The following is a 19,273-nucleotide window of genomic DNA, read 5'->3' as shown; positions in this document are numbered from 1 at the left end:
CTCAGCAACCGGACATGAATTCGCACAGTGGGGTGGAACGGTTGGAGGACAGCGAAGACGGAGGAGACAGCAGTGTGTGCGAACCGGTGAAGCCAGAAACCGACCAGACTGGGAGCGAGCGGCCGTCAGGTTGTGAGGGAAGGGTTCGTTCGGACGACGTTGATCGTGGCCCCCAGGGGCAGAACGATTCTGGCGAGAGATAGTAGGCGAATCCGGCCGCCAGACACGTGATCTCGTGATCGGTTGCCGTTCGGTATATCGCCAGCACCGTCTCTTTCCCGTCCATGGTCAGCGGAGCCACCTCGAGCGCCGATTCCTGTCCCGGGTCGCAGGGAGAAGAGAGCGTGTCTCGAGTCGATAGAACTGTCGCGCAGATCCCGTGAGGACGTCTCATCCTACCACTCCGTGCAGAAGTTGTGCGTCGCGTACACCGCTCCTTCCTCGGTGATCGTGACGCCGACACCACCGCGATCCCAGGCCGGCCCGCCGTGGTCTTCGAGGATCGCTGCCCGGTGCTCTGTGGAGTTCATCCACTGGTCGACGAGTCCGGTCGCGAGCCCCGCTGCAGTCTGGTGAGTGGTTGCCTCCCCATCTCCCGGGCCGTCGACGGGTCGCTCGACCCAGGTGAGCGCGATGTTCTCGCCGTAGCCCCGACAGTACCCCTCGACGTCGTTGAATCGGTCGAACGGCCCTTCACCCTCGGGATTCTCGTGGGCGAAGTAGTCGCGCTCGGCCATGTCGTGGCTGTGGGCGCGCGAGACCGACGCGACGGTCCCGTCCCACTCGAGCGGTTCCAGACCGTGGTCGGCCCGCCGGTCGTTGACTTCGGCGTGAACGAAGTCCTCGACAGCAACGGAGGAGACTGTCTCGACGTCGGTTTCGTAGGTCGTTTCACCGGGATCGTCCGGGTCGGCGACGTCGGGGTTTCGCTCGCCGGCAGGCGGCGGATCGGGACTCGGCGACGGCAGGTCGTTGATCTCGACGTCTTCGAGGACACCCCGGTCCTCGAGAAGTTCCGGCCCGTAGGCGACGCCGCCGACGAGTAATGCGAGAACAGCCGCGAGGAACACGAGTCGAACGATTCCTCGCAACAGGCCCGGGTCACGACTCGAGTCGGGGGGCTGGTCACCGGCGTCGGTATCTGGCGGGTCCATGACCGCGTAGCTGTCGAATCGCACGCCGGGACAAAGAGTCTCCGCTCGAGTTGCAGGGGCTGACACTGGTGTGTCAGGCGGAATTTCAGGAACGACCAGTAGTCACCGCGTCGGAACTCGACCCCCGTGTCCCGGCCCGTGTCGATCCGGCTCCACCACCGGCACGGCCGAGACGCGCTGGAAGACCGCCTCCGGGTCACGGTTCCAGTGCCAGTGCCAGCGGGTCCGGGCCAGACACCGGAGTTTGCGAACGGTCGACAGCGACGGCTCGTCGGTGAGGACGTCGTAGTCTCGAGCCCGGATCAGGGAGTGATGTTCGGCGTAGAGGACTGCCGCGAGCAACACCGGGAGCTGGCAGTCCTCGGGGAGATACCGGATACCGGCGACGCCTTCGCGGTACAGCGTTTCCGCTCGCTGGAGTTCCTCTGCCATCGCATCGGCGAACGCCGGTGAGTACTCGAGGCGTTCGATCTGCTCCGGCGTGACGCCGTGTTCCCGGAGCGTTTCCTGCGGGAGGTAGATACGGTCGCGTTCGACGACGTCCTCACGAACGTCGCGCAGAAAGTTCGTGAGCTGGAAGGCCTCGCCGAGGCGTCTGGCGTGTGGAAGTGCCGTCTCTTCCATCTCGGGTTCCATGATCGCCGTCATCATGACGCCCACCGCGGCGGCCGAGCCACGCATGTAGGACTCGAGGTCGGCGTACGTCTCGTATCGGTCGGTCGTGATGTCGGTAATCATTGCGTCGACGAACGACGCTACTTCCTCGTCGGCGATATCGTAGCGCTCGCGAAGGGTCTGAAAGGCTTCGAGCACCGGCTCGTCGGCTTCGACCTCGCCGAGGGCCTGTGCGCGCAGTGACTCGAGTTCGGCGCGTTGCTCGTCCGGCGGGACGCCGGCTGCGTCGTCGACTACCTCGTCAGCGATCCGGAAGAAGCCGTAGAGGACGTGTGTCGGGTGGCGAACCCGCTGGGGGAGGAATCTCGTCGCGAGATAGAACGTCTTGCCAGTTCGCTTCTGTATCGCCTTGCCAGCCTCGATGTGTTCCCGTTGCATTCTGAAGGTCGCGTCCACCCGGGGGTGACGGAGTAGCATACTTACGACAAATAGCTATAAAATAGCACCCCCTCACTAGTAGGGCTTTCACCGGACGTGAGACAGATCCAACGAAAAATAGTCAACCAAGAAATACAATTGGTGACCCGTTAATATCTCAGCTTCGAGACTGACAGGCAGGTTATCCGGATCACGACCGGGAGACGGTGTCACCGTCGTACAGTTCCTCGAGCAGTTTCTGCTGGGCCGACCGCAAGTGCTGGTGGAACGTCGACCGCGAGATGCCCATCGACTCCGCCAGTTCTTCGCCGGAGACGTTGCGAGGCCACTCGAAGTAGTCGGCGAGGTACGCCTTGCGAAGTGCCATCTGCTGGCGGTCGGTCAGTCGCTGTTCGAGCGTTCCGGCCAGGTCCTGGGGCGTCCGTGCCGGTCGTTCGCGTTCGTGATAGCTGCGCAGGTCCACCACGTCGTACCGGTCCTCGAGCACGTCGTAGATCGCACGGGCCGCCTGCCCGTTTGCGAGTTCGAGAACCAGCGTCGCCTGCCCGTCTGCGGCGTCGAGGCCCTGGAGAACCGCTCCACGTTCGGACAGGATCGGGACGAGACCGCCCTCGAGTGCGACCTCGAGGAGGGTTCCGTCCTCGTAGGTGACCAGCGTCGTCGCGTTCGCGATTCCCTCGAGTCCCGAGACGGTTCCGGCGTCGACGCCAGCGTCGTCGACGTAGACGAACGCGATCGGCGTTCCGTCCTCCGAGGCGAGTCCGCGAACCCGAACGCTGCGGTCGAGTGCGTCTGCAATCTGGGTCGCGAAGAGTCCGGGGTCGTCGATCTCGAGTTCGATCTCGACGACGGCTTCGGTCGTGAGCATCCGTCTCGCCTCGATCGCGTTCATCGCGGTCGCGATCGTGCCCGCGAGCGACTCGAGGACGAGCAGTTCGCGGTCGGCGAAGGCGTTGGGATCGTCGGCGAAGAGGACGAGCACGCCGTAGGTGACGTCGCCGTAGGTGAGCGGGAGCGCCGCCACCGAGTGGAATCCCGTCGACGCGCCGACCGGCCACCACTGATCGGCTTCAGCGAACGACTCGAGGTCGTCGATGACGACCGGGTCACCCGTCTCGAGCGCCTCGACGGCTGGATGGCTGTCGTCGTCACCGAGGGTCAGGTCGCCGTCCTCGAGGCCGAGGTCACTCGTCGTGGCCCACTCGCGCGGGGAGACGCGTCGACTGGTCACGTCGACGCGCCCGATCCAGGCGAGGACGTAGGGTTCGGTGTCGACGAGTCGGCGAACGACCCGGCGTTCGACTTCATCGCGGGTTCCAGCGCCAACGGCGGCGTCGGTGACGTCCCGGACGAGGCCGTCGATCCGGTCGACGACGTGCTCGAGCGTCTGGTGTCGCTCTCGCGCGCGTTCGGCGGCCTCCTCGGCGGCGAGCTCGGCGAGTTTCCGCTCGGTGATCTCGAGGTGGGCGACCGAGACGTAGCGGTCGTCGTCGATCGAGAAGCTCGTCGCCCGCATGAGGAACCACTGCTTGCGATCCGGCGTGTGACAGGGGTACTCCATCGCGAACGTCTCCCGGTCGCCCGAGAGGACGGCCTCGAGACCCGCCACGGCGCGTTCTGCGTATTCGTCGTCGTCCTCGGCCATCGCGGCGGTGGCGACGTAGTTGACGCCGACGTGATTTACGCTCTCATCGGCCGACTCAGGGTCGCTCTCCCGCCCGAATTCGCGCCAGGCGCGATTTGTCAACAAAATATCGCCAGCGTCGTCGACGACAGCGACCGTGAGCGGGAACGTCTCGAGCGCCGCCGCCGGCAGGTCGTCCGGAGCGTCCATCGGTGTGCCGTTCGGGATAGAACGACATAACGGACACGGAGAGTGCGCGATACCGGAGGGTGTCGTGAGTGCGCGCTGGCGAATCCGCCGACTGGACGCACCTGTTCGAAGGGGCGGTTCAGACGACGACCTCGCCGCTGTTGATCTTGGTCGCCTGTGCGTAGGCGTCCCACGCGGCGACGAGGTGGAACACCGGCGCGAGGAACATGAACAGGAAGCCGATAAAGATCAACATGGTCACGAAGACGAACATCCAGAAACAGGCGTAAATCCCGAAGAAAACCGCTCCTCTAACGATCTGTTCGTTGTACACCTGTCCACCGCCGGGAACGATGAGCGAGATGACGGCAGCGATCCCGGGGTCCTTTCGGTCGGTGCTCGACGTTCCCGCCACACGAACGCCACAGTGTGGGCAGATTTCGGCTTCGCGTTTGATTAGCTCGCCGCAACTCGAGCAGAACTGTTCGTCTGGTCCATGCGTGCGACCGCTGGCGCGGCGGTTCACGTTCGAATCGTCCCCCACGTCGTTCAGGCCCTCGCCACCTTCGGCATCCGGCGTTTCCCGACCGTCGACGTGGTCGTCCTCGTCGTGTGTGGTTGCATCCCGCCCGTTCGCCGATCCGGTCGAGGGACCGTCGAGCTCCGAGCGTTCGTCGTCGGGCGTGTCATCTGACTGTCGATCCATGTGTTCGGACTGGCCCGCTGACAGAAATACGTGGTGGGTCGTCTCTCGTCCCCACCAGACGGGTGAATCTGTGGCCGACGGACGTCACCCCTCGAGCGTGATCGCCTCGTCGGCGGCGTTCTGGAGAGCGTCCGAGCGGCCGTGGGAACCGGGGGCGATGGCGACGGTCTCGAGGCCGATCTTGCCAGCGTGCTCGAGGACGGGTTTGAAGTCGGTGTCGCGGGAGGCGATGGCGACGCGGTCGACGGCACCGTCGCTAGCGAGTGCGGTTACGTCGACGGCCAGTTTGACGTCGACGTCGCCGCTGGTGATGACGACCTCGAATCCCCTGGCTTCGGCGGCCTGAATGAGTCCCGGCGTCGCGTGCTCGTCGAGGTAGAGTCGGATGATGCCGACACGACCGAGGTCGCGGGCGACGTCCCTGAGGTCGTCCAGGTCGACGTCGAACTCCTCGCGGAAGACGTTCGGCCCGTCGACGAACAGCCCGACCGAGGGCCCGGTGGGATCCACGGACGAGGCGTGTTCCGTGGACTGTGAGCGAGCGAGGCGGGCGCGAACGGCGTCGAACATGCGCCACGATAGTGGCGAGTGAGAGATAGGTGTGGCGAAACGCCGGTGGCGTCCGTCCGGAACCGATCCCCACGCTTGCTGGCGAAAACACCGGGACAGTTTATCCACTGTTCGAACGTACTACATTCTGTGACGTTCATTTGTTCGCGGTTTATATTCTACTAGTGTTAGGAATGACGAGTTAGATTCGAAAATATGTCCAGATAAACTACGCTCTGTTCGGGAAGATTTTACTTATTTCGTGAATAGATGTGTTCCGTCACATGACCAATGGTGTGCCCCCGGACGGCGATCGACGATCGGTACTCAAGGCGGCCGGTGCCCTCGGTGCGTTCTTCGGTTCGACCGGCCTCGCGAGCGCCGACGACGGTAGCGACTCGAGTGCTGGTAGAACGGAGTTGCTCGTCGGCGTCTCGACGTCGACCCCGGACGCCGAATCGACGGTCGCGTCGGCACTCGGCCGCGGATCGGTCGTCCACAGCAACGAGACGCTCCACTACGTCACGGTCGAACTCCCCGAATCGACTCCCGCCGAGGCGGTCGAATCGGTTCGGTCGACGCTCGAGGGGATCGACGCGATCGAGTACGTCGAAGAAAACGCGACGCTCGAGGCGTTCTCGAGGCCGAACGATCCGATGTACGACCAGCAGTACGCCCCCCAGCGGATCGGGTGTGAAGAGGCGTGGGCAGAGACCGTCGGCGACGGCGACGTCGTCCTCTCGATCGTCGATCAGGGCGTCGAGTACGACCACGAGAACCTCGAGGCGAACGTCGACGACCGGATCGGTGCAGAGTTCGCAGGTCGCGGAAACGACCCCTATCCGGTAAACTCGAACGAAACCCACGGGACGATCGTCGCCGGAATCGCTGGCGGCGTGACGAACAACCGCACGGGCCACGCAGGCATCAGCAATTGCTCGATGCTCTGTGCCCGGGCGTTGAACGAGCGAGGGAGCGGGTCGCTCGCCGACATCGCCGACGCGATCCAGTGGTCGGCCGACCAGGGTGCAGACGTCGTCAACCTCTCGCTGGGGAGTCGAAGCGGCTGGCACACCCTGGAGCGCGCCTGCAACTACGCCGTCGAGCAGGGGACGTTGCTCGTCGGTGCTGCGGGGAACGACGGGAGTTCGGTGTCGTACCCGGCAGCCTACGATGCGGTGATGGCAGTCTCTGCGGTCGACTCGAGGGATCGGCTCGCCTCGTTCTCGAACCGCGGGCCGGAGATCGACCTCGCCGCACCTGGCGTGAGCGTCCTCTCGACGACGCTGAACGATGGCTACACCCGCGCATCGGGAACCTCGATGGCTGCGCCGGTCGTCGCCGGCGTGGCCGGCCTCGTTCTCTCACGGTATCCGGACCTCACCGTCGACGCGTTGCGCGAGCACCTCGAGGCGACAGCCGAGGACGTCGGACTTCGCGGCCCCCATCAGGGCGCAGGGCGGATCAACGCAGCAGCGGCGGTCACCACCGTTCCCGAGGGCCACGAGCCCGACGACGGCGACGATGGTGCGGACGAACCAGACGACGGAAGCGACGAACCCGACGAGGATGACGAGGACGACGAGGAGACAGACGACGGGCGTGACGACGCACCGGACAACTTGCTCGCGTTCGTCACCGACGCAGACGCCGGTGCCTCCTACTACGAGTTCACCGTCGACGGGGCGGTCGAGTTCACCGAAGCCCCCTACGAGAGCCCCGCAGGCGAGGAAATCCGGGGCGGCACCTGGAGCGGCGACACCATCGACGAGCGGGACGACGGAACCCGGGACGTCAGTGGCGGCTCGAGCGGCGGTCACGGCGACGCCTACCTGATCGACGGTGCGGTCACCGACATCGAGCTCGACAACCCCGATGGTATGTGGATCGAACTCGGTGGTGAGGAGCGAACGCCCGACGAGGTCATCGAGGAGACCGGCGGGAACGACGAACCCGACGAGGATGACGACGAATCCGAAACGGACGTTCCAGCGAACCTGCTCGCGTTCGTCACCGACGCCGACGCTGGCGCCTCCTACTACGAGTTCGTCGCCGACGGGCCTCTCGAGTTCGCCGAGGCTCCCTACGAGAGCCCCGCGGGTGAGGAGATCAGGGGTGGCACGTGGTCCGGAGACACGATTACGGAGAACGACGACGGCACGTGGACCGCCAGCGGCGGCTCGAGCGGCGGCCACGGCGACGCCTACCTGATCGACGGTGCGGTCACCGAGATCGATCTCGATAATCCCGGCGGCATGTGGATCGAACTCGGTGGCGAGGAACGAACGCCCGACGAAGTCATCGAGGAAACCGGCGGCAACCAGCCTGACGACGATGACGAGAACGGCGAAGACGACGATGACGAGCAAGACGATGACGAAGAACAGAACGGGGACGACGACTCCGGTGGGTGTGGTCAAGAGCGGGAGACGGCCTCCGTCGACGGGAACCTCTCGAGTGGCTGGTGGGGCTACAGCGACCACTGGAGCTACGGCTTGCGAACGGACGATCCCTGCTCGCTGACGATCACACTCGAGGGACCGTCCGACGCCGACTTCGACCTCTACGTGACCCGTGATGGATCGCGTCCGGGGCCGAGCAATTACGACGAGGCCTCGACGGGTTCCGGCAGCGACGAGGAGTGTACCCTCGACCTGAGCGGTGACGAATCGGTCCACGCGCTCGTTTACGCCGTGGATGGCAGCGGCTCGTACAGGCTCACGTTCGACGAACTGGGCCGGTGAAGTACCTCGGGGACAGGCCTCGAGACACTCTCGTTGTGCCACTGTAGACGACGAGCGACGGAGAATCCGTTCGATCGCTCCGGTTCGCACCGGAGACGATCGTGTACGGACGTGAGAACGAGCGCTCGAGACCAGACTCTGGCTCTCGAGCGGTTACGCGACGGCGTACGCCAGCAGTTCCACGGGCGTCGGTGGCTCCTCGCCGTCGAGGGCGCTGCCGGCTAACGCGCTTTCGGCGGGGACGGGCTCGAGTGCCCGGTCGCCGAGCTGGGTCCGGCAGGAGGTTCCGGGTGCGGTGACGACCGCGGCGTCGCTGTCGTCGATCTGGTCGACGAGGATGTCGGCGATCGACTGGCTGAGCGAGTAGTGTTCGGCCTCGTAGCCGAAGGAGCCGGCCATCCCGCAACAACCCGAGTCGAGCGGGTCGACGTCGTAGCCGGCCCGGCGGAGGACGCCGACGGCGTGGTGGTCTTTCTTGGTCGCCTTCTGGTGGCAGTGGCCGTGGTAAGCGAGCGACTCCGCTGGCGCGTTCCACTCGACGGTCTCGTCGAGCCGGAAGGTGTCGAGGTACTCACAGACGCCGTAACTGTTCCCGGCGACCGACTCGACGGCGTCGCCGCCGAGCAAGTCGAGCGCGTCGGACTGGAACATCACCGCGTCCGAAGGCTCCGCGAGGACGACGTCCCAGCCCTCGGCGACGCGCGGAGCGAGTTCGGCCACGTTGGCCCGCATCGTCTCGCGAGCCCGATCGACGAACCCCTTCGAGAGCGGCGGTCGACCGCTGTCGGTCCGGCGTGCGAGGTCCACGTGGACACCAGCGGCCTCGAGCACGCGCACGGTTGCCCGGCCGACGGCAGGGTGGCTATAGTTCGTGTAAGTATCGACGAAGAAGACGGCCTTGCGCTCGGCGTCGCTTTCCGGAATCCGTGACCCGCCGCGGGCGTCGAACCAGTCCTGAACCGTCTCACGGTGGAAGTGTGGGAGCGATCGTTCGCGGGCGATTCCCACGGTCTTCTCGGCGATAGTGCCGCTGCCCGGAAGCGTCTGGGCGGCGTTCGCGAGCGGGGCGAGTGCGCTCCCGAGCGGTGCGAGCCGATCGAAGTTCGCGAAGAGTTTGTCCCGGAGGCTCGAGCCGTGTTCCTGGTGGCGGGCGTGCATGACTTCGGTCTTGAGCTTGGCCATGTCGACCTCGCTCGGGCAGTCACGCGCACAGCCCTTGCAGCCGATACAGAGGTCCAGTACTTCCTCGACGAACTCGTCGTCGGTCGGGTCGTCGGGGAGGTCGCCGCTCATCGCGTTGCGCAGGAGGTTCGCCCGGCCGCGGGTGGCCGTGACCTCCTCGTCGGCCGCGCGGTAGGTCGGACACATGACGCTGCCGGTGGTGTCCTGATCGCCGCGACAGCCGCCACAGCCGTGACAGAGTTCGACCATCCCCTGCATACCGTTCTCGTTGTCCCAGTTGAGCGCGGGGTCGAAACCGGGGTCGTGGCTGTAGTCGCTGTCGTACCGGAGGTGCTCGGTCATGTCGTGGTCGCCACAGATGTTCCCGGGGTTGAGCAACCAGTCAGGGTCGAACGCAGTCTTCAGCTCGCGGAATGTCTGCCAGAGCTCCTCGCCGTAGAGCTTGCGATTCCACTGGGTACGCGCGCGACCGTCGCCGTGCTCGCCCGAGACCGAGCCGCCGAACTCGACGACCATGTCCGTCACCTCGTCGGCGATCGTCACCATGTCCTCGCGGTCGGCCTCGGCTTTCGTGTCGACCAGTGGGCGCACGTGGAGTACCCCCGGCCCCGCGTGGGCGTAGAAGGCCGCGTCGTCGGTCCGACCGAGCTCGAGCAACAGCGACTGGAACCGGTCGACGAACTCCGGGAGGTGTTCCGGCGGGATCGCACAGTCCTCGATGAAACTGATGTGCTTTTCGTCCGACGTCCGCGAGAGCAGAATCGGCAGGCCGGCCTTCCGGAGTTTCCAGAACTGGTCGCGATCAGCCGCGGCGTGGGCTTCGAGCCCCTCGAGTGCGAGCAGTTCGTCGGCATCGGGTCGGTCACCCCGGGGATCGGCGTCGGCCTCACACTCGGGGACGCGATCTGCGAGCAGATTCGCGGTCTGCTGGCGGCCGTGATCGTCGTCCTCGGCGTAGAACTCGACGAGCAAAGCGGCGTCTGCCCCCTCGGGGACGAGCGCCGCCACGTCCTCGAACTCCGCGGTGTCCCGGGCCAGCCCGAGCAACACGTCGTCGATGAGTTCGACCGCCGCCGGTTCGTGTGCGAGGACGTACTGGACGTCGGTGACTGCGTCGAGGACGCTGTCGTAGAACAGCAACGAGACGGCCTTCGTCTCGGGAACCGGCTCGAGGGAAACCTCGGCCTCGGTGACGACCGCGAGCGTCCCCTCGCTTCCGGCGAGCAGTCGTGCGAGGTTCACCGACCCGGACTCGGCTTCCTCGACGAGTACGTCGAGGTTGTAGCCCGAGACGTTGCGCTTGAGGTTCGGGAACCGGTCGCGAACGGCGTCTGCGTCCTCGTCGACGATCCGAACGACCTCGCTCGCGACGCGCTCTATGATGTCACCGTCGGGATCGGCCTGCACGCGCAGGTCCTCGAGGTCCGTCTCGCCGAGGGTCGTGACCGTGCCGTCAGCGAGGACGACCTCACACTCCTCGACGTAGGCGTCGGTCTTGCCGTAGACCAGCGAGTGCGCGCCCGTCGAGTTGTTGCCGATCGCCCCACCGATGGCGCTCCGGTTCCCGGCGGCGGGGTCGGGTGCGAACTTCAGCCCGTGTGGGGCGAGGGTCGCATTGAGGGTCTCGAGGACGGCCCCGGACTGGACGCGAGCACGTCCGGCGTCGGGGTCGACGGAGACGACGTCGTCCATGTGGCGGGTGAAATCGAGGACGACGGCCTCGTTGACCGCCTGCCCGGCGAGACTCGTGCCGCCGCCACGCGGGAGGACCGGGATCTCACGCTCGGCGCAGTAGGCGACGACGCTCGAGACGTCGTCGGTCGATCGCGGGAAGACGACGCCGATCGGCGTCTGCTGGTAGGCGCTGGCGTCGGTCGCGTACAGGCTCCGGGTGTAGGTGTCGAACCGGACGTCGCCGTCGATCCGCTCCCGGAGGTCGGCGACCAGGTCCGGTCGCTCGATGGGTCCCGAAGTATAGTCGTAGTCGGCCCGGCCGTCGGCGGCCGGGTCTGAAGCGATCTCGTCGCGTACGGCGGGAGGATTCGTCGTCATGATTTGTCGATCACTCGTGCACGGGGTCGGTCCCGGCGTCTCGTCACCTCGCTCGTCACGTCGCCGGGAAGGAACGTCCGCCCAGTGTGCTCTGATATACACTGTCGTTCGTGAACCGGTCACGTAACGTTGACGTTTTTCGATTTTCCAGACTGGCGCATCGAGGCCCGAGGCAGCCACCAGCAGGCGTCTCGTACGAGTGGTTGTAGACGAACGTTCGTGAAAGACAGGAAACTGATACGTACAACAGGGGACGGAGACTGGCCGTCACCTCCGGCCGACGAAAAGACATTACTACTCCCGCACTGACTGCTCGAGTATGCCGCTGTCGAAGCCGCCGCTGTGGGATCACCACGGTGACCGGGATGCGAAGTTTACGGAGTTTGGCGGCTGGGACATGCCGGTCGAGTTCGACTCGATCCAGACCGAACACGCAGCGGTCAGAGAGGACGCCGGCATCTTCGACGTCTCTCACATGGGCCAGCTCCACGTCACCGGGCCGGACGCGACCGCGTTGATGCAGCGACTCACCACCAACGACGTGAGCCAACTCGAGGCCGGAAACTCCCAGTACGCGGCGATCACCGACGACGACGGGATCATCATCGACGACGTCATCGTCTACCGGCTTCCCGACGAGGCAGCCGGTGGCGACGGCGACCCGACCTACCTGTTCGTCCCCAACGCGGGCACCGACGAGCGCACCCACGAACGCTGGGTCGAATACCGCAACGAGTGGGACCTCGAGGCGACCGTCGACAACCGAACCGACGAGTACGCCATGTTCGCCGTCCAGGGACCGTCGGCACCGATCCTGGTCGACGAAGCCAGCGAGGAGTCACTGAGCGATCAGCCGCGCTTCTCGATCACCGCTGCGACCGTCGCCGGCGTCGAGTGTCTGGCCGCGCGAACGGGCTACACCGGCGAAGACGGCTTCGAACTCCTCCTCCCGTGGGAGGAAGCCGAAACCGTCTGGGAGGTATTCGACTGCCAGCCCTGTGGGCTGGGCGCGCGCGACACGCTCCGTCTCGAGGCGGGCTTCCTGCTCGCTGGCCAGGAGTTCGACCCCGAATCGAACCCCCGGACGCCTTACGAGGCCGGTATCGGCTTCGCCGTCGACCTCGAGACCGATTTCGTCGGCCGGGACGCCCTCGCGGCGATCGACCCCGACGAACTCGAGGAGCGACTCGTCGGCTTCGAGTTGATCGACCGCGGCGTTCCCCGGCACGGCTACGACATCACGAGCAGCGAGGGCCGCGTGATCGGCACGGTCACGAGTGGGACGATGAGTCCGACGCTCGGCCGACCGATCGGGATGGGGTACGTCCGCAGCGAGTTCACAGAGCCCGGCACGACCCTGCAGGTGATCGTCCGCGGCCAGTCGAAGAAAGCTCGCGTCGAACAACCGCCGTTTATCGACACCGTCTAAGTAGATCCGCGTAGACCTGATGCACATCGCACACCACACACAATGAGTTTCGAAATCCCCGAGGACAGACGATACCTGGAATCGCACGAGTGGGCACACGACCGCGGCGACGTCGTCCGCGTCGGCATCACCGACTTCGCACAGGACGAACTCGGCGACGTCGTCTTCGTCGAACTCCCCGACGAGGGTGACACCGTCACCCAGGAAGACGAGTTCGGCGTCGTCGAGTCGATCAAAGCCGTCTCCGACCTCTACGCGCCCGTCAGTGGCGAGGTCGTCGACGTCAACGAGGAACTCTTCGACGCACCGGAACTGGTCAACGACGACCCCTTCGGCGAGGGCTGGATGCTCGAGATCGACCCCGACGATACGGACGAACTCGAGGACATTCTGACCGCCGAGGAGTACGAAGACCAGATCGCCTGATATGACCTGTACCGATTCACCGCCACGATCCGTCTTGCGGCCGCGCTGGAACTGACCAGCAATGGTCCGTATGAGCGTCTCGATCAGCTCACCCTCGTTTTCTCGCCGACGCGCCTGACCTCCGAACGGGTGCGCAGCGACCCCACGGGACGCCGCAACGACGTTGTGACGAACCAGGAGCAGTGCCGGAACCGGATGTAATAGATCCGCAATCTGTGTTGGTGCGAACGTGACGCAGCTCGGCCTCCCGTCGGTATTCGGCCTCGCCGCCTACGGGCCATCCTCGTACTGGTGCTGTTGTTCTGTTCACGTGTGGCTGCTCGTCGTCGGGCTCGCGTACTGGCAAGCCACCCCCGAGACGGGAATTGCGTGGGTCCGGAACGGATAGCGGTGCTCGGGACCGTCGTCGAGAACGACTCCGATGACTCGACTGACTCGCGACTTACTGGCCCGGTGATAACGACGGGGATGCGGTTCCGGAGGTCGTCGTCTCGCCGGGCTGTGAAACCGAGACGACGCGTCACTTCTACAATGCGATCGTCGGGTATGGCGTTGGCGCGCTCGCTCTGATCGGAATCGGGCTCTGGGCACTCGGCGTGCTCGACGAGACAGATAGTACCGACCCGACGTCAACGCACACCCGATCGCACGACAGGTGTGTGATTGGGACAGTAACCCGTATCAGTTGTCACTATAGTCAGTATCCGTCGTGGGGAGCGATCGAAGAGTAGGGTAGTCCCCGTCGTTCGTCCGCCAGGTTTGGTCGAAATCGAACGCCGAGAGATGTTCCTGCGCTGGGTCGCCCTGCAGACGCTCCGTACGGAGTCCGCGCGCAGCAGGGAGGATGGAGTCGGACGATTGGTTCGTCGTTTCAGTGTCCCAATAGCTGTCGGCGACCGTCGCGCGTCCCTTCCCGACGACCCCGCCGACGCCACTGTATCCCAGAACCGTCAGGATTCGCTCCACGAGCCGTTTTGCAACGCTTTCGTCGCCGAACGTCCGAACCCGCCCCGTGGCGAGAACGCGTCGTATCTCTGCGTTTGCTTCTCCTTCACCGACACAGCCACCGGCGATTCCCTCTCCCGAAACCGAGCCCGTAGCGAGCGAATCGTGGAGTGTTGTTCTGGACCCGAGCTTTCCGACGAGACCGCCGACGACGATCCCGGAACAGTCGATATTGCAGTCCGCTACCGATTCCTCGATCGTGCCAGAACCTGCCTTGCCGGCGATTCCACCGGCCACAAATTCGTCCACTTCGATCCTTCCCGTCACCGCACAGTGGCGAACAGTCCCCTCCTGCCAGCCGACCACGCCGCCGATCCATTTCGCTCCCGAGATGTACCCGTCCCGGCTGTTCTTTATTACTGATGAGTTGTGCGAGTTCTCTCCAACGATACCGCCGACGGAGCGGCCGCCGATCACGTCGCCGCTAGCGTGTGAGTCAAGCACCTGACCGGTGCTGTTCTCTCCGGCCAGCCCACCGACCCGTTTGTCACCGGTCACTTCCGCGTCACTCCGAACCGATTCGATAGTGCCCCGGTTGTGGCCGGCGATGCCACCAACATCCGTCTCGCCCGAAACCGACCCAGTCGACGTTGAGTCGCGGATCGTCTCCGAGTTCTTGCCCGTGATTCCACCGACCTGCGTCGTTCCAGTAACCGTCCCCTCGTTAGCAGAGTCACTGATTTCCCCGCGATGGTCACCAGCAAGCCCGTTGTCGAGCACCTCACATCTGTTCTCACCTGCGAGTCCACCGACTGACTCCTCACCAGTCACCGTCGCGTTCGACGTGACTGCGTCGATCCGATCGAGGTTCTTTCCTACCACGCTGCCGACCGCGTTCTCCCCTTCAATTGTTCCATCGACCGTACAGCGACGGATCGTTCCGAGCTGTTCGCCAGCGATCCCGCCAGTGACCGCTGCGCCGGTAACCTCAAGCGAATCCAGCTTGAGTCGTTCGATCGTCCCAGTATTGACACTAACGAGACCGACCAGACGGTCCTCCGGGCGACAGATGTACAAGCCGGTTATCTCGTGACCACACCCGTCGAGCATTCCAGAAAACGGTGTCGCGTCGTCACCAATGGGTTCGAAGCCTGCTCCATCATTCCACGACTGAGTTTCAATCGCGTCGATGTCCGCCCCGAGTTCGTAGTGGGCAGTCGGCTCGACACGAATCGCATCCAGGTCGACGACGGTCGTGAGTACGTAAGGATCGTCGGCCGTTCCACGCCCAGAACAATCGTCTAGTATTTCGGTCCGATCACTCGCGGGTGATTCGTCGGACCGTTCCCGAGGAGAGATATGATTTGACACAGTGGCGTTTGTGTTATTAAGTTAGAAATATAAATGTTTTCATCACTATGATGCGGATATATCAGTCGATCACCGTCGTATCACCCGGGTACCCGTCCGTCGCGGCAGCGCGAGCGCAAACGACCATGGATGAACTGGTGTGGACCTCATCCCGGCGGCGAGTCCCGGTTCACCACGATTAGCGCCGCGCCGGCCAGAAGCACCATCGCTACACCCCAGACGAGCCACACAATCGGCCTGGAGAGAGTAATGACCACGGCGAGCGAGCTGAGAAAGCCGATCGTGAGCGCAACCGTCAGCCGCTCGGTCCAGTCGAGCATGTTACTCGAGCGACGAGAGGTGCTCTAAGAGGTCCTCGAGCGGGGCGTCGGTCACGGCCAGCGAGTAGCCGTCGATGCGGGCGAGGTCCGCGGCGTGGTCCCAGAGGGCGTCCTCGTCGATGCCGTGGAGGACGACCGCGTTCGGCGTCGGATTGACGACCCGGAGGGCGACGAGCGGTGACTCCCCGCGTGTGACGCCCGTAAACACGAGCACGCGGTTCGTGCTCTGGCCGTAAAGCCGGAAGAACTCCTCGCTCGAGAGGCGGGTGATCGCGTGGATGCTGTCGATGACGGTGTGCCCGCTGACACGGTCAGTATTTCCCGAGGTGATCTCGGTCGCACCGATATTTCCGTAGATACGCGACAGTGGGATCGAGGTGGCGTACTCCCGGAGGTCGAGGACGACGTCGCTGTCGAAGCCGGCCGAGAGAACCCGTCCGTACTGCCGGATGCGGTCGCCCCCGCGGCGTTCGTCGATCGTCAGTAGTCCCTCGACGAGGCGGCCGACGACGCCGATGCCGGGGCTCTCCCGACGCCCGCTCTCGTAGTCGGAGACCACAGAAGAGGAAACGTCGAGTTCGGTTGCCAGATCGGTCTGTGAGACGTCGAAGTCGGTTCGCCACTTCCGGAGTGTCGCACCCGGATCGTCACTCAGCGTGATCTCCCCGGCGATCTTCTCGGCGAGTTCCCGTTTGGGTCCACGTCCGCCCATGGGGTGAGGTTGCACGGTCGTCCCAAGTAGCTACCGGACCCCGTCTGCCGACGCGGCGGGGTCAGGCGTCGTCGACGGTGGCGCTCTCGTCACCGCTCGAGTCGCGCAGTCGCTCGAGTCTGGCACCCATCGACGGCGTCGGCGTGAACACGGACGATCCCGCCGCCTCTTCCGGATCGAAGCCAGCCGACTCGAGCGCGCGTTCGTAGGCTGCGACGAGGGAGCCACGGCCGACCCGATCGGCGGCCCTCGCATCAGCCCGGTAGCGCAGTCGTCGGGTGCCAGCGAACCCGACGAGGACAATTCCGACGGTCGTGAGGAGGCCAACGACCAGCGAGACGTCACCGAGAACGCCCCAGATGATCGGGACAAGCGCTGCGACGACGACGGCCGTCCGTGCGAGCCACTCGAACTGGCTGACCTGCTCGTCGCGAGTAACCAGCACCGCCTCGAGCGTCTCGTCGTCGAACACCTCGAACGCGTTGGCGGTGAGAAACAGCGTCCGCAGGCCCGGCGGCCCGGAGATAGAGACCGAAAGCGGCGTCTCGCGGTCGAGCACCCTGACCGACCGAACGTCGACGTCAGCCTCCTCGAGCAGCGACTCGAGTCGATCCCGTTCGGCGGCAGTCGGCGAGCGCGACCCGAGTTTCAGGGCCCCGAGTACGGGCGAGAGCACCCAGATGGCGAACACGAGGACGACCACGAGCCCGGTAACCGCCAGCGGCCCGGCCTCGAGTGCTGGCAACAGTGCCGACCCGAGGAGGAACGTGAAGACGAACACGATGGCAAGGTATCGAGCGTAGGCTTTCGTAGTCGCAGCCGGATTCTCGACGCCGGGGAGTGCCGGCCGAGACCGGAGCATCGCGAAGACGAAGATCGTTCCGACGACCGCACCGGAGAGACCCGTGACCACCGCAGCGAGGACGCTCGAGACCAGCATCTCGAGGAGGGTCTCGGCGTTGCCGAGATCGACCGCGGCTCGAGCGAGGATCCAGACGGCGATGCTGACGAGGGCCGGAATCGCGATGGCGAGGCCGTTCAGCCAGCGAACTGCCCGTTCGTCGGTCCAGGTGCGGGCCGTTCGACCGACGAGGTGCCCGGAGCCAAAGGCGACGATGCTTCCGACGCCGACGACGACTGCGACGAGGACGAGCAGGGCGATACTCGCGAGGAGGGACATACTCGAGGGAGGGAACTGATACGTCAAATACCTATTGTGTTCTTTCGAAATTGCCGACCGGGTGGCCGCCAACACTTTTGCACTCACTGAACAATAGTGAGGTAATGTCCACAGAGGCCGCTGAAGACGCACTCGAGGCACTTCGAGACGAATTCGAGGACGTCGACAAATCTGCCGTCGAACTCCGTGCCGAGGCACGTGAGACGATGCTCGAACTCGCTGGCCGGACCGACTCGAGGCGGTAGCTCACCTCATCCACGGTACCGATTCGGGGAAACGCTCCGGAACCACTAAACACGGCTCACCCCAACCACGACACAATGAGCGACTGGACCGAGAAGTGGGGTAAATAGTCATGATGTGTTCATGATTAGCGACTCCTGTTATCTGATCGAAGAAACCGTATAAGCGATTAATACGGTAGTAGATCCGTCCGGTTGGGCTTGGTGTATGTTAACCCATTGAAATTTAAGTGAAATGGGGTTATAGTTCTACGTAGGTGATCCGATAGTGGCAACTGCAGCGTACATCCGAGTGAGTACGTCCGAGCAAGACCCGGAGCGGCAGTATCAGGACATCAAATCGAAGTTCGATGTCTCGAGGAAGGACCTCTACGCCGACGTCGAACATGGGGACGTCTTCACGGGGAGAGATGGCTACGACGAGCTGATGGACTCTCTCAACGACTACGATAAGGTCGCCTTCGAGGAATTAACTCGACTCGGTCGATCTGCCCGTGAGATGCGGGATACGGCAGACACACTTCGAGAGGCAGGTGTTACGATCGCAACGGTCTCGCCACTCCGGGAGTTCCCACCGGACGAAGACGACGCGATGTCGAAACTCTTCTTCGATATTCTCACCCGGATGGCAGAAGCCGAGCTCGAGCGCATTCGGTCGCGCACGAAGTCCGGTATTCGGCAGGCGAAGCGAGAAGGGAAGCACGTCGGGAACCCACCACGAGGGTACACGGTCGAAGACGGATTCCTGGAACCGGTCGAAGGCGAGTACGAACGAATCTCCGAGTTCATCCGAGAGGTAAACAAGGGACGTGCCAAGGCCCCAACTGCTCGGTTCTTCGGAGTAGACGAGACATCCTACCAGTCCATCCTCGAGAATTCGGATCGGTATTGGGACGCCGAGTACGTGGGCGACGAGGAGTGGAGAAGACGACGGGTCGAGGTACAGAATGGAGAGAAAGAACTCGATCCGCTCGGGGAGGTGGAGGCATGACACAGACGGACTTCTCGGAGTTCGGTGACGTCGGCGAGCTCGAGTATGACGGTGAGTCGGTGGAGGCCGAAGATGAAGACGATGAACCGTCGATCGACGACGTCCAGCGAACGATCGAGGGACGACGGGTAGAGGAAGAAGCATGGCGACAGAAGGAGAAGGAACGGCTCGAGAAGCACGTACCCGGATTAGGCGAATAGAGCCGTCTTGTATGCCCGAACCCTACGAATTACATTACGGTGTCGAGTGGTGGGGTTAAATCTACCCCGTCTATATTCCGTAACCCCTACCCCCCGCGCAAAACGGCACCTTTAGAAACCTCGTAACGCCCGAATTCGGGTGGCTGAGATACCCGGTCCGAATTATTTGGGCGGGGTACCTCGAGAGATCCCTATTCTTATCCT

16 protein-coding genes are annotated in these 19,273 nt (G+C 64.1%); 6 read left to right on the top strand and 10 right to left on the bottom strand.

All coding sequences use genetic code 11. The features are described 5' to 3' along the window. Nucleotides 1-395: 395 nt before the first annotated feature. From B1756_RS14455 to B1756_RS14435, 5 genes are all read right to left on the bottom strand, one after another. Entirely contained in the window at nt 396-1,154 is a 759-nt protein-coding gene (locus tag B1756_RS14455; protein ID WP_086890209.1) for a CAP domain-containing protein, read from the bottom strand. Between the two features lie 102 nt (nt 1,155-1,256). After that, nucleotides 1,257-2,207, bottom strand: coding sequence for a phytoene/squalene synthase family protein (locus B1756_RS14450; protein ID WP_086890208.1), 951 nt, complete (start codon nt 2,205-2,207; stop codon nt 1,257-1,259). A gap of 190 nt (nt 2,208-2,397) precedes the next feature. Further along, nucleotides 2,398-4,041, bottom strand: a complete 1,644-nt coding sequence (locus B1756_RS14445; protein WP_086889175.1) for a bacterio-opsin activator domain-containing protein — start codon at nt 4,039-4,041, stop codon at nt 2,398-2,400. 118 nt (nt 4,042-4,159) lie between these two features. Next, the gene (locus B1756_RS14440; protein WP_086889174.1) at nt 4,160-4,726 is read right to left on the bottom strand and encodes a zinc ribbon domain-containing protein; all 567 of its coding nucleotides are present in this window, start codon (nt 4,724-4,726) and stop codon (nt 4,160-4,162) included. Nucleotides 4,727-4,810: 84 nt separating this feature from the next. Further along, a complete protein-coding gene (locus B1756_RS14435) occupies nt 4,811-5,296 on the bottom strand; it encodes an NYN domain-containing protein (RefSeq protein ID WP_086889173.1) in 486 nt (161 codons plus the stop codon). A 263-nt stretch (nt 5,297-5,559) separates the two neighbouring features. Here B1756_RS14435 and B1756_RS14430 point away from each other — a divergent pair, with 263 nt between their 5' ends. After that, the gene (locus B1756_RS14430) at nt 5,560-8,019 is read left to right on the top strand and encodes a S8 family serine peptidase (protein WP_086889172.1); all 2,460 of its coding nucleotides are present in this window, start codon (nt 5,560-5,562) and stop codon (nt 8,017-8,019) included. Nucleotides 8,020-8,172: 153 nt separating this feature from the next. On the opposite strand, the gene B1756_RS14425 is transcribed toward B1756_RS14430, so the two are convergent. Further along, nucleotides 8,173-11,253, bottom strand: a complete 3,081-nt coding sequence (locus tag B1756_RS14425; RefSeq protein ID WP_086889171.1) for an FAD-binding and (Fe-S)-binding domain-containing protein — start codon at nt 11,251-11,253, stop codon at nt 8,173-8,175. A 319-nt stretch (nt 11,254-11,572) separates the two neighbouring features. On the opposite strand from B1756_RS14425, the gene gcvT reads away from it, so the two are divergent. Both gcvT and gcvH read left to right on the top strand, forming a co-directional pair. Continuing rightward, the gene (gcvT, locus tag B1756_RS14420) at nt 11,573-12,682 is read left to right on the top strand and encodes a glycine cleavage system aminomethyltransferase GcvT (RefSeq protein WP_086889170.1); all 1,110 of its coding nucleotides are present in this window, start codon (nt 11,573-11,575) and stop codon (nt 12,680-12,682) included. A gap of 42 nt (nt 12,683-12,724) precedes the next feature. Beyond that, nucleotides 12,725-13,108, top strand: a complete 384-nt coding sequence (gcvH, locus tag B1756_RS14415) for a glycine cleavage system protein GcvH (RefSeq protein WP_086889169.1) — start codon at nt 12,725-12,727, stop codon at nt 13,106-13,108. A 681-nt stretch (nt 13,109-13,789) separates the two neighbouring features. Here the strand turns inward: gcvH and B1756_RS14410 are convergent. The 4 genes from B1756_RS14410 to B1756_RS14400 form a co-directional block, all read right to left on the bottom strand. Then, nucleotides 13,790-15,163 (bottom strand): GLUG motif-containing protein, encoded by a 1,374-nt coding sequence (locus B1756_RS14410; protein ID WP_152031325.1) that lies wholly within the window; start codon nt 15,161-15,163, stop codon nt 13,790-13,792. A 407-nt stretch (nt 15,164-15,570) separates the two neighbouring features. Further along, complete coding sequence (locus B1756_RS19690) at nt 15,571-15,744, bottom strand: hypothetical protein (RefSeq protein WP_186336464.1); 174 nt, start codon at nt 15,742-15,744, stop codon at nt 15,571-15,573. A 1-nt stretch (nt 15,745) separates the two neighbouring features. Next, entirely contained in the window at nt 15,746-16,456 is a 711-nt protein-coding gene (locus B1756_RS14405) for a helix-turn-helix domain-containing protein (protein WP_086889167.1), read from the bottom strand. A 61-nt stretch (nt 16,457-16,517) separates the two neighbouring features. Further along, a complete protein-coding gene (locus B1756_RS14400) occupies nt 16,518-17,636 on the bottom strand; it encodes a hypothetical protein (protein WP_086889166.1) in 1,119 nt (372 codons plus the stop codon). 104 nt (nt 17,637-17,740) lie between these two features. Between B1756_RS14400 and B1756_RS19450 the strand changes: the two genes are divergently transcribed. The 3 genes from B1756_RS19450 (at nt 17,741) to B1756_RS14390 (ending at nt 19,069) form a co-directional block, all read left to right on the top strand. Then, the gene (locus tag B1756_RS19450; RefSeq protein ID WP_161493189.1) at nt 17,741-17,881 is read left to right on the top strand and encodes a hypothetical protein; all 141 of its coding nucleotides are present in this window, start codon (nt 17,741-17,743) and stop codon (nt 17,879-17,881) included. A 265-nt stretch (nt 17,882-18,146) separates the two neighbouring features. Beyond that, complete coding sequence (locus B1756_RS14395) at nt 18,147-18,869, top strand: recombinase family protein (protein WP_161493188.1); 723 nt, start codon at nt 18,147-18,149, stop codon at nt 18,867-18,869. Beyond that, nucleotides 18,866-19,069, top strand: coding sequence for a hypothetical protein (locus B1756_RS14390; protein ID WP_086889164.1), 204 nt, complete (start codon nt 18,866-18,868; stop codon nt 19,067-19,069). The genes B1756_RS14395 and B1756_RS14390 overlap by 4 nt, the downstream gene beginning before the upstream one ends. Nucleotides 19,070-19,273 lie beyond the last annotated feature (204 nt).

Source organism: Natrarchaeobaculum aegyptiacum (genome assembly GCF_002156705.1).
Lineage (GTDB): Archaea > Halobacteriota > Halobacteria > Halobacteriales > Natrialbaceae > Natrarchaeobaculum > Natrarchaeobaculum aegyptiacum.
The sequence above is the reverse complement of the archived record's forward strand: the minus strand, read 5'-3'. Positions and strand labels throughout refer to the sequence as shown.